Annotated in this window: 10 protein-coding genes; 8 read left to right on the forward strand and 2 right to left on the reverse strand. The window is 60.5% G+C overall.

Annotation, left to right across the window (positions count from 1 at the left end; genetic code table 11):
* Nucleotides 1–55: 55 nt before the first annotated feature.
* A complete protein-coding gene (locus DES53_RS01030; protein ID WP_170156762.1) occupies nucleotides 56–493 on the forward strand; it encodes a GNAT family N-acetyltransferase in 438 nt (145 codons plus the stop codon).
* An 11-nt stretch (nucleotides 494–504) separates the two neighbouring features.
* On the opposite strand, the gene DES53_RS01035 is transcribed toward DES53_RS01030, so the two are convergent.
* Nucleotides 505–1,248, reverse strand: a complete 744-nt coding sequence (locus tag DES53_RS01035) for a metallophosphoesterase (protein WP_211325405.1) — start codon at nucleotides 1,246–1,248, stop codon at nucleotides 505–507.
* 23 nt (nucleotides 1,249–1,271) lie between these two features.
* Between DES53_RS01035 and lysS the strand changes: the two genes are divergently transcribed.
* Nucleotides 1,272–2,735: a lysine--tRNA ligase gene (gene lysS, locus DES53_RS01040; protein WP_113956353.1), complete on the forward strand. Its 1,464-nt coding sequence runs from the start codon at nucleotides 1,272–1,274 to the stop codon at nucleotides 2,733–2,735.
* Nucleotides 2,736–3,132: 397 nt separating this feature from the next.
* Here lysS and DES53_RS01045 read toward each other — a convergent pair whose 3' ends face one another.
* Nucleotides 3,133–3,441 (reverse strand): hypothetical protein, encoded by a 309-nt coding sequence (locus DES53_RS01045; protein WP_113956354.1) that lies wholly within the window; start codon nucleotides 3,439–3,441, stop codon nucleotides 3,133–3,135.
* Between DES53_RS01045 and DES53_RS01050 the strand changes: the two genes are divergently transcribed.
* From DES53_RS01050 to DES53_RS01075, 6 genes are all read left to right on the forward strand, one after another.
* Nucleotides 3,410–6,874 (forward strand): hypothetical protein, encoded by a 3,465-nt coding sequence (locus DES53_RS01050; RefSeq protein WP_113956355.1) that lies wholly within the window; start codon nucleotides 3,410–3,412, stop codon nucleotides 6,872–6,874. The two genes, DES53_RS01045 and DES53_RS01050, sit on opposite strands and share 32 nt — an antisense overlap.
* A 22-nt stretch (nucleotides 6,875–6,896) precedes the next feature.
* Nucleotides 6,897–11,636: a hypothetical protein gene (locus DES53_RS01055; protein WP_113956356.1), complete on the forward strand. Its 4,740-nt coding sequence runs from the start codon at nucleotides 6,897–6,899 to the stop codon at nucleotides 11,634–11,636.
* On the forward strand, nucleotides 11,633–15,793 hold the full coding sequence (locus DES53_RS01060; RefSeq protein WP_147263121.1) for a hypothetical protein: 4,161 nt from the start codon (nucleotides 11,633–11,635) through the stop codon (nucleotides 15,791–15,793). The genes DES53_RS01055 and DES53_RS01060 overlap by 4 nt, the downstream gene beginning before the upstream one ends.
* A gap of 155 nt (nucleotides 15,794–15,948) precedes the next feature.
* Complete coding sequence (locus tag DES53_RS01065) at nucleotides 15,949–17,268, forward strand: cytochrome P450 (protein ID WP_113956358.1); 1,320 nt, start codon at nucleotides 15,949–15,951, stop codon at nucleotides 17,266–17,268.
* Nucleotides 17,262–19,091, forward strand: a complete 1,830-nt coding sequence (locus DES53_RS01070) for a fatty acyl-AMP ligase (RefSeq protein ID WP_113957147.1) — start codon at nucleotides 17,262–17,264, stop codon at nucleotides 19,089–19,091. Before DES53_RS01065 ends, DES53_RS01070 begins: the two co-directional genes overlap by 7 nt.
* Nucleotides 19,073–20,722: a condensation domain-containing protein gene (locus tag DES53_RS01075; protein WP_170156764.1), complete on the forward strand. Its 1,650-nt coding sequence runs from the start codon at nucleotides 19,073–19,075 to the stop codon at nucleotides 20,720–20,722. Before DES53_RS01070 ends, DES53_RS01075 begins: the two co-directional genes overlap by 19 nt.
* Nucleotides 20,723–20,807 lie beyond the last annotated feature (85 nt).

Here is a 20,807-nt window from a genome sequence, read left to right on the forward strand (position 1 = left end):
TTGTAAATTGAGTGCAAAGAAGCATCTTATCTCAGGGGCTCAGCCTTGCCCGTCCATGAACATCACCTTTCGTCTCGCCACCCCTGATGATGGTTCGTTGCTTGCCGGGATGAACCACCAACTCATCCAGGACGAAGGGCACCGGAATTCGATGACCCTGCTCGAGCTCGAAGAGAGAATGAAAGGCTGGCTTTCGGGGGAGTATCGGGCAGTAATTTTTGAAGAGGGAAATGAGCTGGTGGCCTACGTACTTTTCCGTGAGCAATCGGAGAGCATCTATCTGAGGCAGCTCTTCGTCGCTCGCGACCAGCGCCGGCGGGGCATTGGGCGACATGCCGTGGAGATATTGCGTTCGCAGGTGTGGTCGGAAACCAAGCGGCTCACCGTTGAAGTGCTCGTGGCGAATGCACCAGCAGTCGCCTTTTGGAGGTCGGTCGGCTACACGGACTACAGTCTCACGCTCGAGATCCTGCCGGGTAAATCCAGCCCATGAAGGATGGTTTGCTAGTCGCTGCGTACCGGCGCGTCCGTCACCCGCATGATGCGCGTGCGATGCACCGCGTAGAGCTGTGTGCCGTCATTCGTCTTGGGAATGCGCGCACCGCTGGCCCAGGGAGAGAAGGCGGGGAGTACCCAGCATTCCGGTGAGGTCTCAGCCCCATCACCGGGGAAATCAAAGCGTGCCTGCATGAAGGCGGGCATCTTCAGGCGCAGGCCGGCGCCGTCTGAGAAAATATGGGCGGGATGCAGATGTCCCGTGATGTGGATGCAGTGCCGCTCTTCCGGGGCCAGCCAGCCGTACATCTCGGCCATACGGTGGCCGTGGTGGAAGTAGAACCCCTCCTCCATGTGGCTCTCCACGAAGCCGGACTTCCGGCGCAGGACGGGGGCGTCATGGTTGCCCATGATGCAGATGAGTTCGCACATCTGGGAGAGGCGCTCCACAAGGGTGAGCGTCTCGTCCACAGAGCCGCTGCCGTCCATGACGTCCCCTACTAAAATGACCCGGGCGGGCTGGTAGTGGGTGATGAGCTCGCGCATGCGGTGCTCCACGGTATCCATGCCCCAGAGGGGGTAGAGGCCGCCGTGACGGTTGCGGTTCAGCTCGTAGCCAAAATGCAGGTCGGAGACGGCCAGCCACCGCTGGGACTCGTGCCAGAGGGCGAGCCGACTGTCGAGCCAGACCTCCGAAGCCACCTTTACAGTGGCAAATGAGGTAGTACTGGCTACAGATGCGATCCCGCTCACGCGGGCATATTTGAATAATACCCATGCAAGGACAAGAACAATCCGAAAGCGAACTGCTCCAAAACCGCCGCGAAAAGCTCGAAGCTCTTCGCGCCAAGGGCATTGATCCCTTTGGCGCCCGGTTTGAAACGACCCACCAGCCCGGAGCGCTTCGAAAAGAGTTCGTGCCGGACCTTCCCGTGCAGATTGCAGGCCGCATCACGGCCCGCCGTACCATGGGCAAGGCGGTGTTCTTTGACCTTTCCGACTTCACGGGACGCATCCAGTGCTACATCAACAAGAAGGAAGTGGGCGACGATGTCTTCGTGCTCATCACCGAGCTGCTCGACATTGGCGACTGGCTGGGCGTGACGGGCAAGACCTTCGTGACGAAGACGGGAGAGCCCAGTGTGCAGGTGGAAACCATGAGCGTGCAGGGCAAGTCACTGCGCCCGCTGCCGGACAAGTACCACGGTGTGCAAGATCGTGAGATCAAGTACCGCCAGCGCTACCTCGATCTCATTTCAAATCCCCGCAGCCGTGACACGTTTGTGACCCGCAGCCTCATCATTGCGGAAATGCGCCGCTGGATGCAGGATCGTGGTTTCCTGGAAGTGGAGACGCCCATGATGCAGGACGTGCCGGGCGGCGCGGCTGCGAAGCCGTTTGAGACCTTCTTCCATGCGCTGAACCAGCCCATGTATCTGCGTATTGCACCGGAACTCTTCCTGAAGCGCCTGCTCGTGGGCGGCTTTACAAAGATTTTCGAAATGAACCGGAACTTCCGCAATGAAGGTCTGAGCCGCCGGCACAACCCGGAGTTCACCATGCTGGAGGCCTACTGGGCATTCTCCGACTTCGAGCAGATGGCGGACCTCGTGGAGAGCCTCGTATGCCACCTTGCGGAGAAGTTCTGCGGCACGCTTCTCATCGAGCACAAGGATGATGAGGGCAATGTGACCCGCACCATCAATCTCGCCCGTCCGTGGAAGCGCACGCCTTTCCGCGATTTGATCCGCGGTGTGGCAGGTGACAACTGGTTCGACCTCACCACGGATGAGAAGAAGGCCCGCTGTGCCGAACTCGGTGTGGAAGTGAGCCCGCACATGGAGGACTACGAGGTCAGCCAGCAGGTGTTTGAAAAGCTGATTGAAGAGAAGAGCTTCGATCCGCTCTTCGTCACGCATGTGCCGAAGGAACTCGTGCCTCTCGCGAAGCAGAACACCTCCGACGACAGCGTGGTGGATGTGTATGAACTCGTGATCAACGGTGTGGAAATCTCACCCGGCTATAGCGAGCTGAATGATCCCATCGTGCAGCGCGATCGCTTGGAGCATCAGGCTGGTGAAGAAACACAGAAGCTGGATGAAGAGTTCCTCCTCGCCTTGGAATACGGCATGCCCTCCGCTGGCGGCATCGGGATTGGTATTGACCGTCTCGTGATGATGCTCACCGGAGCGGAGAGCATTCGTGACGTGGTGTTGTTCCCGCAATTGAAGAGGAAGTAATCGACGCGAAACTTTTTCGACAAATAAAGGGCGGTCTTCGGAAGGAGATCGCCCTTTCGTATGTTAGGCACATGTGAGCCCTGGCCTCTGGCCGGCGTGTGTTGTGCAGCGAAGCAGCCGGCCAGGGGCCGGCGCTCCCAGGACCGAAAGGGCGCGGTTGCGTGTCGTCATCATTTCGTCACGCAGAAATCATCCAAGAAGGATCATATGTCCCCGTAGTGCCCATGAGCGCGGTTTTCCAGTACTTGCCAAAAACCGCGTGATCCTGATAGCCTTCCCAGAATTTACGGTCGGTTTACACAACGGGCCGGGTGTTTCCGCTACGCTTCCCCCACGCTATGATTCGCCGTCGCCTTTTCGTCATTGTAGCATCCCTGTTGAGTTTTGCTCTTGCGGTTCAATCGCAGACTGCTGCTCCCGCCACGCCGGCACCGGTGCCTGTCCCAGCCGTGCCAGCCTCCCCTCCGGTACCGACGGTAGTCGCTCCAGATGCGCCGCCTCCTTCCGTGCCGCCGGTGACGGTGCCTGAACGTCCTCGTATCAGTCCTCCTCCCGTGGACACGCCACCGGTACCAGTTCCGGTGCCTGTGAGGCCATCCAGTTCCCCTCCGGGGCGTCGGCTGAATACCGCGCCACCTTTGTCAACACCGCCCGCAAGTGCTCCCACCTCTCCCATGCCCGTGGTGCGTGAACGCGAGCGTACCATCTATGTGCCCTATGAGGAGCTGGAAAAGGTTTTCACCGATGACGGCAAGGGGGTTTTCCTTCCCTATAAAGAGTTCCTGGAACTCTGGCAGGAACTGAATCTCAAACGTGCCAAGGATGAGACCAAGCCGCCTCAAGAAGGTGTGGTGTCCCGTGCCGAATATACCGGTATCGTGGAAGGTGAGGTGCTTACCATTGATGCGAAGATCACGGTGGAGTCCTTTAAGGAAGGATGGCTTACCATCCCGCTGTCTCGAGGTGGAATTCTCCCGGGCGTGACGGATGTCGATGCAGGAAATGCTACGCTGTCGAATAAACCTGATGGCTACGATTTGATTGTCCCTGACAAGGGCGTGTATGAACTCAAGATGAAGCTGCACGCGAGCATTGGCCGCAGTGGAGGCAAGTCGCGGCTGAACCTCACGCTGCCTTCTGCGGCGGTGTCACGATTCACGGCGACCGTGCCGGGCAGTGGATGGGAGTTCGAAGTCAATCCTTCCGCCGCATTCACGTCGCGTCCCGCGGGGGAGAAGACGGAGTTGTCCTTCTTCTTCGGCAGCGGATCCCGCTTTGAGATCGCCTGGAGCAAGCCGGAGGCCGCTGTGGCCTTGAAGCCGCTGATCCTCGCTTCCAACAAGGTGACCAGTGAAGTGCGTGGTGGGTCCCTCGCGACAACCGCTGCCATCGACCTGCGCATCCTGCGTGCGCCGGTGAGTGAGTTTGTCATCAGCGTGCCCGCAGGGCAGTCCGTACTCTCCGTGACGGGGGATGATGTGAAGGAGTGGAAGCTCGATGGTGCGGACACACCTGCTGGCGGTGCGGCACAGAAGCTGACGATTGTGCTCAATGAAGCTGCCAAGGAGAAGTGGTCAGGAACGGTGTCCCTGGAGGTCCCGCTGCCCAAGCTTCCAGCAGATGCTCCCGTGCCGCTCATTCAAATCACCGGTGCCGCGCAGGATCGCGGCGATCTCACCGTGGTGGCTGAGCCGCAACTCGATGTGATTCCGAAGGCGGGCGAGGGGCTCATCCAGCAGACGGCTGCAGGAGATGCTGCGGCAGGTCTGGTGAATGTGTCTGCCTACCGTTACCTGAAGCATCCCGCGCAGCTCTCGCTGAACGTGAGCGAAGCCAAGGCGCAGGTGGACGTGGAGAGCCTCACCACCTTCACCGTGGAGCGCGACCGCAGCCGGTTGGAGACAAACTTCCAATACCAGGTGCGCCGCGTGGGCATCTTTGATGCGAGAATCCAGCTTCCCGCGGGATGGACCGGTTGGGAAGTGGTGGGAATAAATGCAGATGCCTGGGCCGTGGAGAAGAACGGAAACGTCGAGGTGCTGGCGATGAAGTTCCCCAAGCAGACACTCGGCGCGGCGAGCCTCACCTTGCGTGGACAGCAACTCCGCGCGAATCCCACCGACGACGTGACGGTACCGGTCTTCACTCCGCAGAACGTGGCGCGCCATGATGCGAAAATTGGCGTCTCCGTGCACTCCAGCCTGGAAGTGAACACCAAGGATCGTGGCTCACTCAGCCTGGAAGATGTGAATGCGTTGAGGGCGGTGATTGTCCCGAATGCGCCGCCTGATCCGTTTCGACCTGGCCAGCAAATCTCTCAACAGCAGACTCTGGTCGCACCCATCGAAGTGATGCTGGCCTTCCGCCATCGCGATGCGGTGCACACGCCCGCGACGCTTTCCTTCAAGCCCCGCCCGCCCCAGGTGAATGTGCAGGTCCTGACCCTGACACAGGTGAAGGAGCAGTCCACGCTGCACCAGTGGGAGTTGGTCTTCGATGTGGGCTATGCAGCCATCGACAAGTTCATCCTTGCCGTGCCGAAGGCCGTCGCAGGAGACATCCGCCTGGTGGATCCCCAGGTGAAGGAGATCCGCAAGGACTACCAGCCGCCCGCGAATCCCGCCCAACCCCCGTTGCCGAATGCGGAAAATTATGCGCTGTGGGAAGTGGTGTTGCGCAATGAACACATGGGACAGTTTGCCCTGTCCCTCAGTCACGAGCAGCCGGGCACGGGGGCTCAGACAGCCACGGTGGAACTCTTGCAGGTGCATGTGCCGGGAGCCTTTCAGGAGACAGGACAGGTCGCCGTGCTCAAGGATGACAATCTTGAAATCGTGAAGGCCACCGCAGACAGCATGGAGGAGATCGATCCTCGTGAATTGAGCGGGAGCTTGCAGCGTTCGGGAGTGTTCCTCGCCTACAAGTACAAGGCGCAACCGCTGGGCTTGAAGCTGGAAATTGCACGCAATGCCTACATCAGTGTGCCACAAGCGGTCATCACGCATGCAGTGCTCACCTCCGCCGTAGCCACGGATCGTGCGCAGACTACGGAGGCGATCTACTGGGTGAAGAACAATGCCCAGCAGTTCCTTACCGTGAAGCTGCCGAAGACCGCGCGCTTGGTGAGTGATGTCTTCGTGAATGGCCAGACGCAGCAGCCCATGAAGCGTGAAGGTGCGGATGATCTGCTGATTCGTCTGCCCTCGGATGCCGCTTCACGGCGTGCGGCCTTCCCCGTGCGTTTCGTTTATGAAGTGCCCAGCGAGGAGGCCGGGAAAAAGATGGGCTGGTGGGGCGGTATTCACATCGAGCCTCCGACCCTGTTGGACGTGACGAAAGTGCTGGAGGCTCATCACGCCCTCTATCTGCCGGAGAGTCATGACTACACGGCGTTCAAGGGAGCGATGACCTTGAGCGTGCGCGATCGCGGCTGGGCGCGCTTCCGCGGCATGGTGAATGCGCTGGTCCCTGCGTTCGGTCCCACCTTCACGCAGAGTCAGGGAGATTGGAATACGGTGCCCTCCATACCTGCGGATCAAAAGGCAGCCTTCGACTTCCAGGTGCCTGCGCAAGGACGCAACGTGGTGCTGCATCGTCTGGGCGAGCCAGCGGCCATTGACGTCTCGTTCCGTTCACGTGGCTTCTCCTATTTCCTGGAGGGTGTGGTGTTCTTTGTGGTGCTTGCCCTCGGTGTCGCCAGATGGAAGGCGCCGCTGCGCACGAAGTTCCGTTACCTGCTCATCTTTGGTCTCGGCGGCATTTTGCTCACAGGCATCCTCAGTCCGGCGAATGGCCAGGTGGTCAAGGGATCCGTATTCGCCGCCGGCATCATGGCGCTGGCATGGACGGTTTGTGGATTCTTCCGTGGAGTAAAGAACTGGATGCAGCGTCCCAAGCATCGTCCTCCGCCTTACGGCGGCAGTGGCGGAGCGCCGCGTTCCGGTCCGCCACCGCAGCCTGAACGGCCTGACCTTGCTCAAGCAAAGGTCCCGGTGCCCCCTGCGCCAGATGCCACCGCTGTGCCCGGCCCGTCACAGCCACCGTCCGAGGCACCGCCTGCTTCCGCTTCCGGCATCGAATTCCCCAACGTGGAGACACCTGATGCCCCGAAAGGTGGCAGTGGCTACGAGGTGAAGTGAGTTGAAACCCACCAGGCCTGCCATGGGACGACACTTCACCTTCACCGGAGGCACGCTCGCGCGTGCTACGCTCGCATGCAGCGTGCTCCTTGCCGCGCCCTTGTGCGCTGAGGATACTGCGAACCAGACTCCACCAGCGCCTGCACCCACACGCCACGAGGTCTGGGTTCCCACCAAGCACCTCAAGGAGGTGCTGAAGAAGCACCCGAATGCCGTGGTGCTGGATCGCATGCAGTATGAGGCGCTTATTCGTGATGCCGGGAGGGTGGGGCCTCTCAAGGATCAAGAGGCACCCATCAGTGCGGTCATCGAAGAGGTGAAGGTCACGGCCCGGGTGCCTGCAGGGATGACGATGGCCACGATCACCTACGAGTTCCGCATTCGGAATTTGAGGGAGGGATGGAGCGCCATCACCGTGCCATTCGCCCTTGGCGGGATTGCGGGCGGCACGGCTTTGCCGTCGTCGCCAGCGTCATCCACGTTGCGCGATGTCATGCTTACCGACATGTCGGCGGAAAAACCAATCATGGTAACCGCGGATGAGAATGCGTGGAAGACCACGGTGCTCTCCCAGGGAAGTGGCAGGCACGTGCTGCGTTTGGTGTTTGCCGCTCCTGTATCAGCGAAGGACGGAACGCTCGGCATCTATGGCCCCGGGTTGACTGAAGTGATCTGGAAAGAGGGAACGAAGGGCAAACAACCCGCCGGCCCTGTGCCATCAGTCCCAGTGCGTCTGGAGTTGCCTGAAGGATGGAGACCCTCGTCCACGAATCCTGCCACTCAACTGGACGATGGTGCCTGGCTTGTTTCATCCGGCACACAGTTTTGGAGCGCGCCTGCCAGGAATGCCGCACAACCGTTTCCCATGGTGAAAGTTGAGTGGGAAGCGGTGGCCGGTGTTGCCAAGGGTGATGATTCCGTCATCCAATCACAGGGCTCCACGCTCTACAGCGTCTCAGGTGATCGTGTGGCCGTCATTGCCATGCTGGGATGGTCGGGAACACAGCCGCGCGCGACCGAGACGCTTCGGGTTGCCCTGCCGAAGAATGCACAGGTCCTGCGAGCCAGCACGCTCGGCCCTGCGATGGATGCCACGGCGTGGAAACCCGTGGATGGAGGTGTGGAATTCCAATCACCTGTAGTGGCGAAGAGCAGCGGAAAGGTGTTGGTTGAATTTGAGGCGCCATGGGGTGTTGCCTCCGGTGCCGTGCAGCCGCTGGAGTTGCCAGTAGCGCGCGTGGAAGGCGCGGTGACCACCCGGTGGGACCTCGCCATTCTGGCGGAGCCGGATATCGGAGTGCGTCTCGCGAAGCTCCTGCCGACTGCGAGGCCCGTGACGGAGCTCGACAAACAGACGCTTCGCTCGCTGGCCCAGGGAGCGACGAAGGGCGTCGGCGTAGGTGCCCAGCTTCAGGCTGAGTCGCAGCGGGATCTTTTTGCTCACCCACGTTTCCTTGGCGCGTTCAGTTTCGATACGCCACCCGACCAGGCCGTGGTGGAGGTGCAGGCCGTGCCGGATCGCTTCAGCGTGGACGCAGATGCACTCGTGGAGGTGACCTCGCATGAAGTCGGGGTATTGCGTACCCTGGTGTTTCACGGGGAGGCAGGCAGCACCTCGCGCGCGGTGATCACACTGCCGGACACGGAAGTGTTTCTCGAAGTGCCCGTGACCTCCGGTGAGCAGGTGCTGTGGAAGCAGGTGGGCCGAGATATCGAAGTGACGTGGCCCAAGGGCCTGGCCAAAGGAGGGCAGACCTCCATGACAGTGCGCACGCGGCGTGACATTCCACCGCAGGCCGCAGATGGAACTGCTGCGGAAAAGATGGTCATCGCCAGCATTCCTGTTTCAGGCGCCAGTCGTGTGTCTGGCTACGCCGCGTTGAAGTTTGACGAGTCGTGGAAGGTCAATGTCACGGATGTCACCGGTCTTGAGACTCGTGACGCGAGGGCCACTCCCGTGCGCGGTCGCATGGCGTGGTTTGGGTTGAAGGAATGGAAGCTCGGCTTTGATTTGAGCCGCCGGGCTCCGGTGCATGATGCCACCGTCACTGCGTATGCCCTGCCTCGTGCGAAGCAGGTGGAGATTGAGGGGCAGATTGCGCTCAGTGTTTCCGGTGCGCCACTACGCAAGTTCCAGGTGAAGCTGCCAGTGGCCATCGCTCCGCTGCTGCGAGTGACCTCTCCACTCGTGGGCGAGCAGTCACTGGATACTGCCGCGGGAGTCTGGACGCTTTCCTTGGGGCGTGAACTTATCGGCACGGCCAACGTTCGGTTCCGCATGAGCTTGCCTGCGGACAGTGCTGCGGAAGGTTCGCGCGAAGGCACCCTCACTGCAGCGCTGCCAGATATTACCCTCCCTGGAGCGCGACGCACGGCGGGACGTTGGGTGGTGGAGGCGAATACGGACACGGAGCTGGCCTTCACCACGCGTGGGGTGCAGCCGCTGGATTCACGGCGTCCGCCTGTGGTGGAGGGCTATGCGCCGCAGCATCGCATCATCGCCGCGTACAGCCATGGGGGAGGGGAGCATGAGATTCGCCTCACCGCCACACGGCATGACGCGGCATCCCTCGCGGGCATGGTATTGATTCACCTGCGCATGACCAGTGTGCTCGGGCAGGATGGCTCCGCTCGTCACGAGGCCATCTTTACACTCCGCCACAACGGGCGGCAATTCGCCACCATCCGCCTTCCGGACGGTGTGGATCTGCTCAGTACCATGGTGGATGGCAAGGTCGTGAAGCCCGTGAAAGCAGGCGCGAATGAGGTGCGACTGCCGCTGAGTTCTCGCATCGGCGACTCCGCACCCATCGAGGTGAAAGTGATTTATGATACACCTTCCGGTGCGTGGGGAGGCAGTGGCAAGGTGGCGCTCACTCCGCCGACCCTCGGCGATGAAGTGCCGGTGATGGAAACCCAGTGGAAGGTCTATAGTCCCGATGGGTTCACCCTGGCGCATGATGGCAGTGGACTGGAAGAGGACGAAAAGGTCGACTCAGCGAGGCCCCGTGGGCTCTGGAAGAGCCTGTTTGGTGGTTTCTCCTTCGCCAATGAAAGGGAATGGAAATCGCAGATGGACTTTCTTCCCGGCGGAGTACCGGCGGCGGCGACTGTCCAGCAACAAGAAGACATCCGTTCCATCGTTGAGCGGTTGAACCGGATCGTCCTGCGGGAGGTTAAATTTCAGGGGGCAGGCTTGGAAGACGCTCTGGAGTACTTGCGCATCAAGGCAGGACAAGCGGGCGCGTCAGGAGGCGTGAACATGATCGTCAAACCCGGGACGTCACCCACATCTGCGACCATCTCCTTGGACCTCAAGGATGTTCCGTTTCTTGAAGCCCTGCGTTACGTCACGGAACTGTCTGGCACGAAGTATCAAATCAATCCCTCCCCTGGTCCGGGTATGCCTGGGGCCATTGTTATTGTGCCCATGGCGGATGCAACGACTGACCTGCATGTCCAGCAGTTCAAGCTTCCGCTGGCCCAGATGCTGGCACTGAAAGAACGAACGCCCAGTGGGGGTGCGGTGCCGGGCACTGCGGACCCTTTTGCCACCGGGCGCGAAGTCACGGCGTCTGACATGGACATTCTGAAAGCTCAGGGCATCGCATTCCCTCAGGGCTCCATGGTCCGCTATGATCGCGATTCGCAAACGTTGGTCATCAGTAATACCAAGCCCAATCTCGACCTTGTCGATCGCCTGGTGTCGAGTCTGAAGCCTGAGGACGATTTCGCGGATCCCATGGTAAACCTCAATGAGCCCGCCGTAGGGTTCGGCAAGGTCCATGGGGGGATGGACTACAATTTGGAGAAGATGTCCAAGCTGATCTTCCCGAAGGTGCAGTTTAACAACACATCGATCGAGGAGGCCATTGAGTTTCTTCGCATCAAGAGCAGAGACGTCGACCATATGGAGCGCGATCCTTCCAAGAAGGGCGTCAATCTCATTATCAAACCCGGTGCTGCACCATCCACTGCGACAATCTCCCTGGATCTCACGGACGTTCCGATGTCGGAGGCGCTGCGCTATGTGACGGAACTTGGCGGCATGAAGTACAAGGTGGAGCCCTTTGCAGTCGTGGTGGTGCCCATCACGGATGTGGCTACTGAGATGTATACGCGGACTTTCAGGGCACCGCCGTCCCTCTGGAGTAGTGCCGAAGGTTCCGGACTTTCATCCCGGGCGACGGCCAAGGAGCAACTGGCATCCATGGGCATTCCTTTCCCGGAAGGCTCATCTGCGGTGTTCCTCCCTGCGACGAGTCAGTTGATTGTGCGCAACACCCAGCCCTCTCTTGATCTGATTGAATCTTATACGGACGGATTGATGGTGGTCGCCGCCACTGAACGGAGGAATGCGTCGCTGGCACGCGCGAAGTCTGGCCAGGTGCCTCTGGAGTTGGAGCTGCCCATGGCCGGTCAGGTTCTGTCCCTGGCTGGTCAGCAACGGCCGAAGGAACTCACGTTGCGCTATCTTTCATGGGAGAGGCAGATGGCACGTACGAGCCTGCTGGTGTTGCTGGGCATCGCAGTGTTCTGGACACTGGGAAGAGACCGGGTTTGGCTGACCACATTTGTGGCGGTGCTCCTGCTCACTTGTGTCCCGGTGCTTCTCCTGCCGTCGTGGAGTCTCACTTGCCATGCGCTCCTGACCGGCTGGTTACTGGCGCTGGGGGTGTGGCTGCTGTGGAAAGTGGCGTGTTGGTGGAAGCGAAGAACGGAAGTGACTGCAAATGCAAATGGCGGGGAGGTGGTGGCATGAGAACGTTCCTTGTAACAATGCTGAAGATGCTGCCGGCAGCCATGGCCGCGTGGTGCATGACGGGTGTCGCACAAGCTCAGACGCCACAGGTGCCCCCGCCAGATACCGCAGCGCACACGGTGATTGTTCCGTTTGATGCCTCGAAGCCGCTGAAGGATCAGCCGCCTGAAAAGTTCTATCTCGATTACGCCGTGTTCCAGGATCTGTGGTCGAAGGCCAAGGAACACCGTCGGCCGGAAGAGCCGGAGAAGGACACGGGCACAGGTGTCGCCGTGAATCTCGCCATGCATGACGTGGCAGTGGAAGATGCTGCGCTCACGGTGAAGAGCCGCTTTCAGATGGGATCCCGTGGCGAGTGGCAGAGCGTCAGTCTCCCGCTGGCCATTGCGGGAAATACAACGGTGGACTGGACGCTGAACGGTCGTGTTGCGTCGCGCAAGGATGGCAAGGTGCTTTTGGAAAACCCCGGAACGCATGAACTGGACGCCATGGTGACGGTGGGGCTTTCTCGTGGCTGGCAGGAGGCTGCGCTGACAATCCCCGCGGCTGCGGCGAGCTTGTTACGTGTTTCCGTTCCCCTCACGGATGGGCTGCCGGATTTTACACCCCAAAGGCAAACCACCCTGGTATCCGAAGAGGTGCGAGATGGCCGGCGTGTCTTCACCTTCGTGCTCAACACGAGCCAGGGTGGGGACCTGACGTTGAAGCGGCAGGCGATGCGTCGCTCCGTGGATCAAGCGGTTGCTGCGGTGTGTGATGTCAGGACGGACCTCACCGTGCGCCAGAAGGTGGAGCAGGTGCATGCACGCCTGGATTTCACCTTCCCCGGCGCTGAGCGTTCTATGTTTGTGGTGTCGATGGATGAAGATGTGCGCCCGGTAGGCTGGAACGTCAGCGGCATGAAGGAAGTAGTCTTGCGGCGTGAGCATGGCCGGTTGCTGGCAGAGGTGCGCCTGCTCAAGCCTGTGCGGGATGCCTTCACGGTCTCCATGGTGGCGCTCCGGACCCGTGAGACGGTCGAAGGCGAGCGCAAGGCGCCCTACGTGGGAGCTCAAGCTTCGCGGGTGGAGCGTGTCATCCAGGTGTTCGCGCCACCTGCGCTGAAGATTCATGTGACCTCAGCGGGTCCGGAGCGCATCGCAGCGGCCACCCCTCTGGAAAGTGGGGAGCCCGTCGTTGGAGCATGGAGATTGCGTGGAGACAACACCGTTGCCTACACTGTGAGCGTGGCGGAAGATACGGCGAGTGCCGAGATGGAGGCACTGGCACAGGTCGGGGTGAGCAAGCTGGAGATCATGATTGCGGCGAAGCTTCAGGCAGGGCGTCTGCCGCTTCGTGAAACCTATCTGAGATTGCCCCAGGGATATGAAGTGCAGAGTGTGCAGGGCGCTGGTCTCCGTGATTGGCAGCGGGATGAGAGCGGCGTGTTCGTGCAGTTCGATGCGAGCGTCAGTCGCGAGGCGCGCTTTGTGTTGAACGCCGCCATGACGCGCGCTCCGGGGGAAGCGGCACCCAGTCTGCCGGTGGTATTTTTTGAGGGAATGGCAAAACAAAAGGCCCGCATGTCGGTGGCGGTGAATGCGGCCATGGATGTGCGCTTGCAGTTTGATCGTGCCTGGCGCGAAACCGATCCCGCCTCCTTTCAATCAGTCTTCACGGTCTCTCCGCCTTGGGTGACGAAACGAGCGCTGCTCTGGGAGCCTGATGCTGCATCTGCCAAGCAGCCCCCCGCCGCGCCCACGGTGACGTTGCTTGCTCAAGCTCCCAAGTTCAGCACGGACACCGTGCTCCTGGTGCGCTCGGCGGATGAGGCATTGGCCTTCTCCCAGCAGGTGGGCATTGCAGTCGAGCAGGGGGCCGTGGCAGGTTTGAAGGTGCGACTGCCTGCGAGCGCGCCGGAGGCGCGTGTAAGTGGACCGGATGTGCGTGATGTACAGGTCACTACCCGGGGAGAAGCGCGGGAATACAACGTGACTTTTCAGGGGGAGATTCTTGGCACGGCGTCTGTCACGCTGGATTGGGAGCAGCCTCCGGCCGCGGAAGCAGCGCTGCCTTTGGTGGTGGTGGACGGTGCTTCACGCTCACGGCGTTTCTTCATTCTGGAGAACAACTCTTCGCGTGAGGTGAAGGCTGCCCTCACCCAGGTGGAGAAGACCGTGGCCTCTGCCGTACCATGGCTGCCCGAGGGTCTGGCCTCAACGGACTTGTATCAGGCTCGCAGTGCCGATGCGGAGATGAAGCTCACCTTCTCCAATACCCAGGCCACGGCTGCGAATGCAGCGATCATCACGCTTGCGGAAATCACCACGGCTCTGCGGCCCAATGGTGAGCGGTGGGAGACGGTGGTGTACTCACTGGCGAACCGTTCGCTCCAGTTCCTGCCGGTTCGCCTGCCCAAAGGTGCTGAACTGGTGACCGTGATGGTCGGTGATGAAATGGTGCGCGCGGACTGGGGCACTCCTGCTACGACTGCTGGAGCCAAGGTCGAGCCCTGCCACCTCGTGCCCCTCATCCAGATGCGTGCGGGCCAGCTCTCACAGCAGGTGCGGCTCACCTATTTTGTGCCTGCGAAGAAGGACGGCCTCATGAACGCGGAGTCGATGGATGACCCGGAGCTCGTCGGCCTCTCCGCGGAGCGCACCCTGTGGAACGTGTGGGTGCCCGAGGGCTATGAACTCGATGAGTTCGACGGGAACATGGAAGAGGTGGTCGAGGATGTCATCGAGGACGAAAAGGTGCAGCAGAAGCTCAGTGACGTGCTCCGCCTGAATCGCATTGTCTCGATGAGCAGCACCAGTGTGTACGATGCGAAGGAAGCGCTCGGCAACGCCACCAAGGCGTTGGAAGAAGTGACCAAGTACCAGGAGAGCAAGAAGGCAAAAAGCTATCGAAGCACAAGCGACAGCAAACCCACCACCAAGGGCAAGGCCGTGGGAAAGGAAGTGGATGAAGAAATGCGCTTCAAGAGCAATGCTCAAGTCGAACAGCAATTGCGGCAGCAGAAGGAACTGCTCGACTCGAACACCGGCAAGCTGAGCAAGACGGGCGCTGGCACCTTGCAGCTCCAGGTGGGACAGGACCGGTACCAGATGGATAGGCCCGTCGGCAACAATTGGAACTTCAACAAGGATGCCGCCGCAGGAAAGAGCAAGGAAGGAAAGATCATGCTCCAGGGTGCCAACACCGTGATCAATGACAACGTCGCGGTGAGCAACGACTTCCTGGTGGCCAAGGATGCGCCACCGAGTCCTTCGAAACCCGCGGCCCCGGATGCCAAGAAGCCTGTGCAGGGGATGAAGGCCGCCGAGGCCATGTCAGCGCTCTCGTCCAACAGTACGCTGAATAACGCACGCGGTGCTGCAAACTTCCTGCAGGCTGATGGCAGCTCCATGGTGCCGGCTGACGAGCGCTCAGCTGGGGGAACGCCGGGCCAGCCGGGAGTTTCCCGGGGCACGATTGTGACAAGGAGCGGCCAGATGGCGGTGATACCCGAGGCGCCTGCAATGCCCGCCGGTCCAGCAGCGGCCCCAGCTGATCCTTTCGCACCTGCTGCAGCCGATCCCTTCGCGCCCGCACGAGCTGGGGGAACGTCGCCGGTTCCACCGCCTGTCAACCGGCCCGCGGAACCTGGCCGGTACGAGATGGCGGTGACTCCGAGAAAAGCAGAGGATGTTCGCAGCGTGGAGAAGAATCTGCAGATGGGTTGGAGCAACTACAACCTCGGCAACTTTGATGCCGCGAACCAATCCTTCCAGGAAGTGCTGCGTGTGGACCCCTACAACCGCGCAGCGCGTCGTGGAATGGAAGCTGCAGAACGGCAGCGCGCAGAATACTTTGACACGGCAAGGGATCACACCCGTCTCCGCATGCTCAATGAAGTGAATCGTGGATGGGAAGACCCAGTGCCGGTGGTGATGACGACCCCGCAGTTGAAGCCCCAAGGCCGTGTCTCTCTGCCCGTGGAGGTGCCGCTGACCGGTACCGTGTACCACTTCCGCAAGCTGAAGGACCACGCCACGCTGGAGCTGGACATCGACAAGCCTCTGGAGCCCGGGCGCAAGACAGCCCTGTGGCTCCTCACCGTAGGAGCGCTGGTGTTGGGGGGCATCGCTTGGGTTGGGAGAAAGCAACATCCGGGCACCCGTCCCACCGCGTGAGGTAGCTTCTTGTCTCGCGAGGGTGGTCTCGTGCGCCGGAAAGGTTTTGCGACCCATCCGCCACTAAATGTTTGCTGCCCTCTAGTTGCCCCCGCATACTTTGCGGGCCGGAATTCCCGGCTTTGCTTCCGCTCCCGCTTTTATGTAGGCAACGCATGCTGGCTCCCTCTTCCCAGACCAAACCATCGCTGGATGCGGAGCCGGATCCTCTGGGACACTTGCTGAAGATGATCCGTGAGCAGGGCGACATTGTCCGGTACCGCAGCGGCTATGGCCCGGTGCACCTTTTCAATCACCCGGACCATGTGCAATCCATCGTGCAAAATACCAACTTCGAGAGGACGGCCTTGCTGAAGATGGTGACCGGCGATGGACTGCTCGCGAGCGACGGTCGTCGCTGGCAGTCGCAGCGCCGTCTGTTGCAGCCGCCCTTCCATGAAAAGTGCCTGCACGGGTTTCTGCCCATGATCGCGGATGCGACGATGGGAATGCTCCGGCGGTGGGAGGCACTGCCCGGTGCGACACGAAGCGTCGACATCGGGAGGGAGACCAAAAGACTGACCCTGGAGATCATTCTCAGGGTGTTGTTCGAGAAGGTGAGCCAGGATGAAGTGACTCGGATGGCGGATGCGGCGAATGTCGTGATGCAGCATTTGGGAGAGCTCTCGGATGTGGTGCTGAATGTACCGCTCGTGATGGATCCCGGACGCGAGACACGGTTCCGCGCCGCCCTTGGAACCATTGATGCCCTGGTGGCCGGGCTCACCGCCAGAGTGAGCACCGGGGCAGGGCGGACTGGGGGAGTCGTGCCCACACTTCTGGAAGCGCGGGGGAAGGGGCTCGTCACCGATCAGGAAGTGCGGGATGAGATTGTCACAATGATCATCGCCGGGCATGAGACCACGGCCATCGCGCTGGCCTGGACGTTGTATCTCCTTTCGCGACACCCCGGGACGCAAACCCAGCTGGCGGATGAAGTAGATCAAGAGCTGAACCCGCAAGTCCCAACTACTGAAGTTCTTTCCCGGTTGGGATACATGCGCATGGTGTTTGATGAAGCCATGCGGTTGTATCCGCCGGTGAGCATGGTCGTGCGGCAATCTCAAAAGGACGACACGGTTGGCGGGGTGTCGATTCCTGCCGGCGCCCTGGTTGTCCTAAGCGCGTACACCACCCATCGTCATCCTGATTTCTGGAGCGATCCGGAACGCTTTGATCCCGGTCGATTTCATCCTGACCGCAGTCACGGGCGTCATCGTTATGCCTACTTTCCTTTCTTGGGTGGACGGCACCAGTGTCTGGGCCAGGGCCTGGTGATGCTGGAGGCTCCGGTGATTCTGGCCCTGCTCACCCGCTACGTGCGGGTGACGATCCCGGAGGGCAGTGTGGGAAGACCCCTTCCCGGCATGGCGTTGCGCGTGCGGAGCGGGTTTCCTGCCACGGTGGACTTCAGAAGTGCTCTGCCACCATGCTAGCCGCATCACACAGTGCCGGGCCCCGCTTCACGCCGGATTCTGATCGTCTGAGGGGAATCCCCACGGGTGCGTACACGCTGGTAGATCTGGTGCAGAGTCATTCCGCAGCACATGGGGAGGAGCGTGCCCTCACCTTCCTGTTGAATGGTGTGGATGAAGCCGGCTCTCTTACGTATGCAGAGCTGGACCGCGAGGCGCGATCCATCGCGGCATGGCTTCAGTCACAAGCGCTGGAAGGTGAGCGTGCGCTGTTGTTGTTCCCCTCAGGTCTGGAGTTCGTGACTGCGTTTCTTGGCTGCTTGTATGCAAGAGTCATTCCCGTGCCGGTCAATCCGCCGCGATTGAACCGCAAGGCGCATCGTCTTCGCTCCATTGTGGAAGATGCTGGCGTAGCGGTGGCGCTTACCACGATGCGCATGCAGGAGCGCATGACGCCGGTCCTGGCGGAGGCGGGAATGAACACGCTGCGGATTGTGTCCATGGATGCTCGCCCTGCGGACATGGGCAGATGCTGGCAACCTCCGCATCTCCATGGTGACTCACTTGCGTTCCTGCAATACACTTCGGGGTCTACTTCGCACCCGAAGGGCGTGATGGTCAGCCATGGGAATCTCCTCGCGAATCATCGCATGATGCAGGAGGCCTTCGGTCAGACGGGGGAGACGCGAATCGTTACCTGGCTGCCGCTGTTTCATGACATGGGTTTGATTGGCAATGTGCTCCAGGCCCTCTATCTCGGCACGGAGTGCACGATCATGCCGCCGGAGGTGTTTCTCATGAAACCCGTGTGCTGGCTGCAGGCGATGTCGCAGCGTCGCGCCACGTTCAGCGGTGCTCCCAACTTTGCCTACGAACTGTGTGCACAAAAGGTCACGGAGGAGCAGCGTCGCGGCCTTGACCTCAGTGGCTGGGAGACGGCGTTTTGCGGCGCGGAACCAGTACACCACACCACCATGGAGCGGTTTGCGACGGCATTCGCCTCGTGTGGTTTCGGGCGGCAGGCGTTGTATCCCTGCTATGGGCTTGCGGAGGCGACGTTGTTTGTTTCTGGGGCCGGCAAGTTCGCGGGGGCGCGGAGTGCGCGCTTCAGCAAATCCGAATTGGAAAATCGCCGTGTTGTGGAGGTGACAGGTTCGGACTCTCTTGTTCCTTCGCGCATGCTTGTCAGTTGCGGGCATACATGGGAACAGCAGGAGGTGGTGATCGTGGATCCAGACTCTGGTGTCCGCTGCGCTCAGGGGGAGGTTGGGGAAATCTGGATATCGGGGCCGCATGTGGCGCAGGGATATTGGAGCGGAGGAGGAAGGACGACGCATGCCTTTGATGCCTTGTTGCCAGACATGGAAGGGACGCGCTTCCTGCGTACTGGCGATCTGGGCTTCATCCACCATGGTGGCCTGTACATCTCCGGCCGGATCAAGGATCTGATCATCATTGCCGGTCGCAATCATGACCCTGCTGATATCGAGCACACGGTCGGTTCCTCCCATGTGTCGATCCGCTCCTCAGGTTGCGCGGCATTCCAGACGGAGGTGGAAGAAGAGACCAAACTGGTCATCGCGGTGGAACTGGAACGGACCATTGAAGGTTCGCCGGGAAACAGCGTTGCTGCTGCGCAGGATGGTGACATCGCTTCTGCCCTGCATGATATCGTGAAAAACATTCGCGAAGCGGTTTCGGCGCTCCATGATTTGTCCGTTCATGAAGTGGTCTTACTGCGGCCGGCAGCGCTGCCGAAAACATCGAGTGGCAAAATTCAACGGCATGCTGCAAAGGCGGCATGGATGGAGCGAACTTTGAAGCTATGGCAACCAAGGAAGTGACTCAGAGCGACATCCGGGACTGGCTCATCGAGAAAGTTGCTGAGACGCTGAAGTGTTCCCCAGAAGACATCGGGTTGGAAGAGCCTTTCACCAGCCTGGGATTGGATTCCCTTTCGATGCTGATGCTCACGGGCGACCTTGCAGCCTGGTTGGGGCGTGATTTGCAGGCCACCCTGCTGCTCAAGCATCCGACGATCGAAGAAGTGGCCGAGTTGATGGCAAGGTCGGAGCCGGGAGATCTTGAATTGCAGATGCCTAGTCCATCCCGTGAACGTCCGCTGCCTGCCACATTGGCCCAAGAACGTCTCCTGAGGCATGCCAATCTGCCGCCCGGCCTCGATGCCAATCTGGTGAATCCCCGGTTCGTCATCAGGGGAGCGCTTGATCTGAATGCGCTTCGGGGTGCACTCGCGGAAATGGTCCGGCGGCATGAGATGCTCCGCACCACGTTTGGGGTGCACGCAGGCAGCTATGTGCAGATTGTGCATCCCACCGGTTCCGTGGTTGTGGAGGAAGTGGACTGGACGACGGACGTGGCATTACAGTCCGAGGACCAGATGCTCACGCGAGCCCGCCAGATGGTGATGAAGCCGATGGACGTGGGCGTCCTCCCCCTGTTTCATACTTCGATCATCAAGGTGGCGGAGCAGGACTACCGGGTGATGCTGGTCTTTCATCATCTGCTTTGCGATGCGGATGCCTTGCGTGTGTTTTTTGCAGAATTGACCCGGCTGTATTCCGCCCTTTGCAAGGGGTATCCGCCCGCCCTGGAACCGTTGGAATGGCAGCTCGCGGACTTTGCCGTGTGGGAGCGTGACTGGCTGCGGCGTGATGCCGCTCCGTATCAGGAGCGGCTCGCATGGTGGCGGGAGTACTGGCATGCGCCGCCTCCCATTCCCCGCTTTCCGTTTGTTTTGAAGGAACCGCTTTCCGCCGTTGCCTCCTCTGCCTCCACCAGGCACGCGTTCGTTGCGTTGGACATCGCCCGGCAGTCAGAGCTTCTCGCCCGGCAATCGAAGTGCACACTGTACACTTTGTTTTTTGCCGCGTTCAGCTCCTATCTTCTTGGGCACATCCCGGAGCGTGAGGTTGCCATCGGCACCTACGTGTCGGATCGCAAGCGCATGGCTGCTGGAGGGTTGCTGGGGATGTTTGTCAGCATGGTGCCGGTGCGGGTGAAGAGTCCGCCGGACAGCACCTTCCGTGAGTTCGTGCAGCGAGTGCGGCTGGAATTGGACCAAGTTTCGTTGCGCCGGGAGCTTCCGTTCGAGGAGGTCACCGAGCATCTCAGGGGAGCGGGGAAAGAGGTTCCGGAAGTGCTGGTGTTGTTTCAGCACATGCATCTCCCCGGGGATGCCCTTTCCCTGGAGGGAACGCAGACGACCCGCTGGCTTGAGCACGGACAAAGGCTGGAGACCTCAGGATTGAGCTTTTCCACGGTGAGCGCTCGTGATGAGCTGGCGGTGTGGGTGAGCTTTGATGGAAGTCTCTACGACGCTGCCGAAGTGGAGGGCTTTTTGAATGGCTTCGTTGCGTACCTCGGGGCCCTGATGAGCGAGCCCGATCAAAAACTGACGCGGGAGAAGCCCGTAGAAGTGTCTGGCTGGGATAGCCTCTTCGGCCCGGGTTGACCTGACCGGGCAGGCTGCACGCCAACAGGCGGATCGCGGTGGTCCGGTCTTGCATGGACCCCTACTCTGCGGCATAGCCTTCCCT

Origin of the sequence: Roseimicrobium gellanilyticum, from assembly GCF_003315205.1 — a bacterium.
GTDB lineage: Bacteria > Verrucomicrobiota > Verrucomicrobiia > Verrucomicrobiales > Verrucomicrobiaceae > Roseimicrobium > Roseimicrobium gellanilyticum.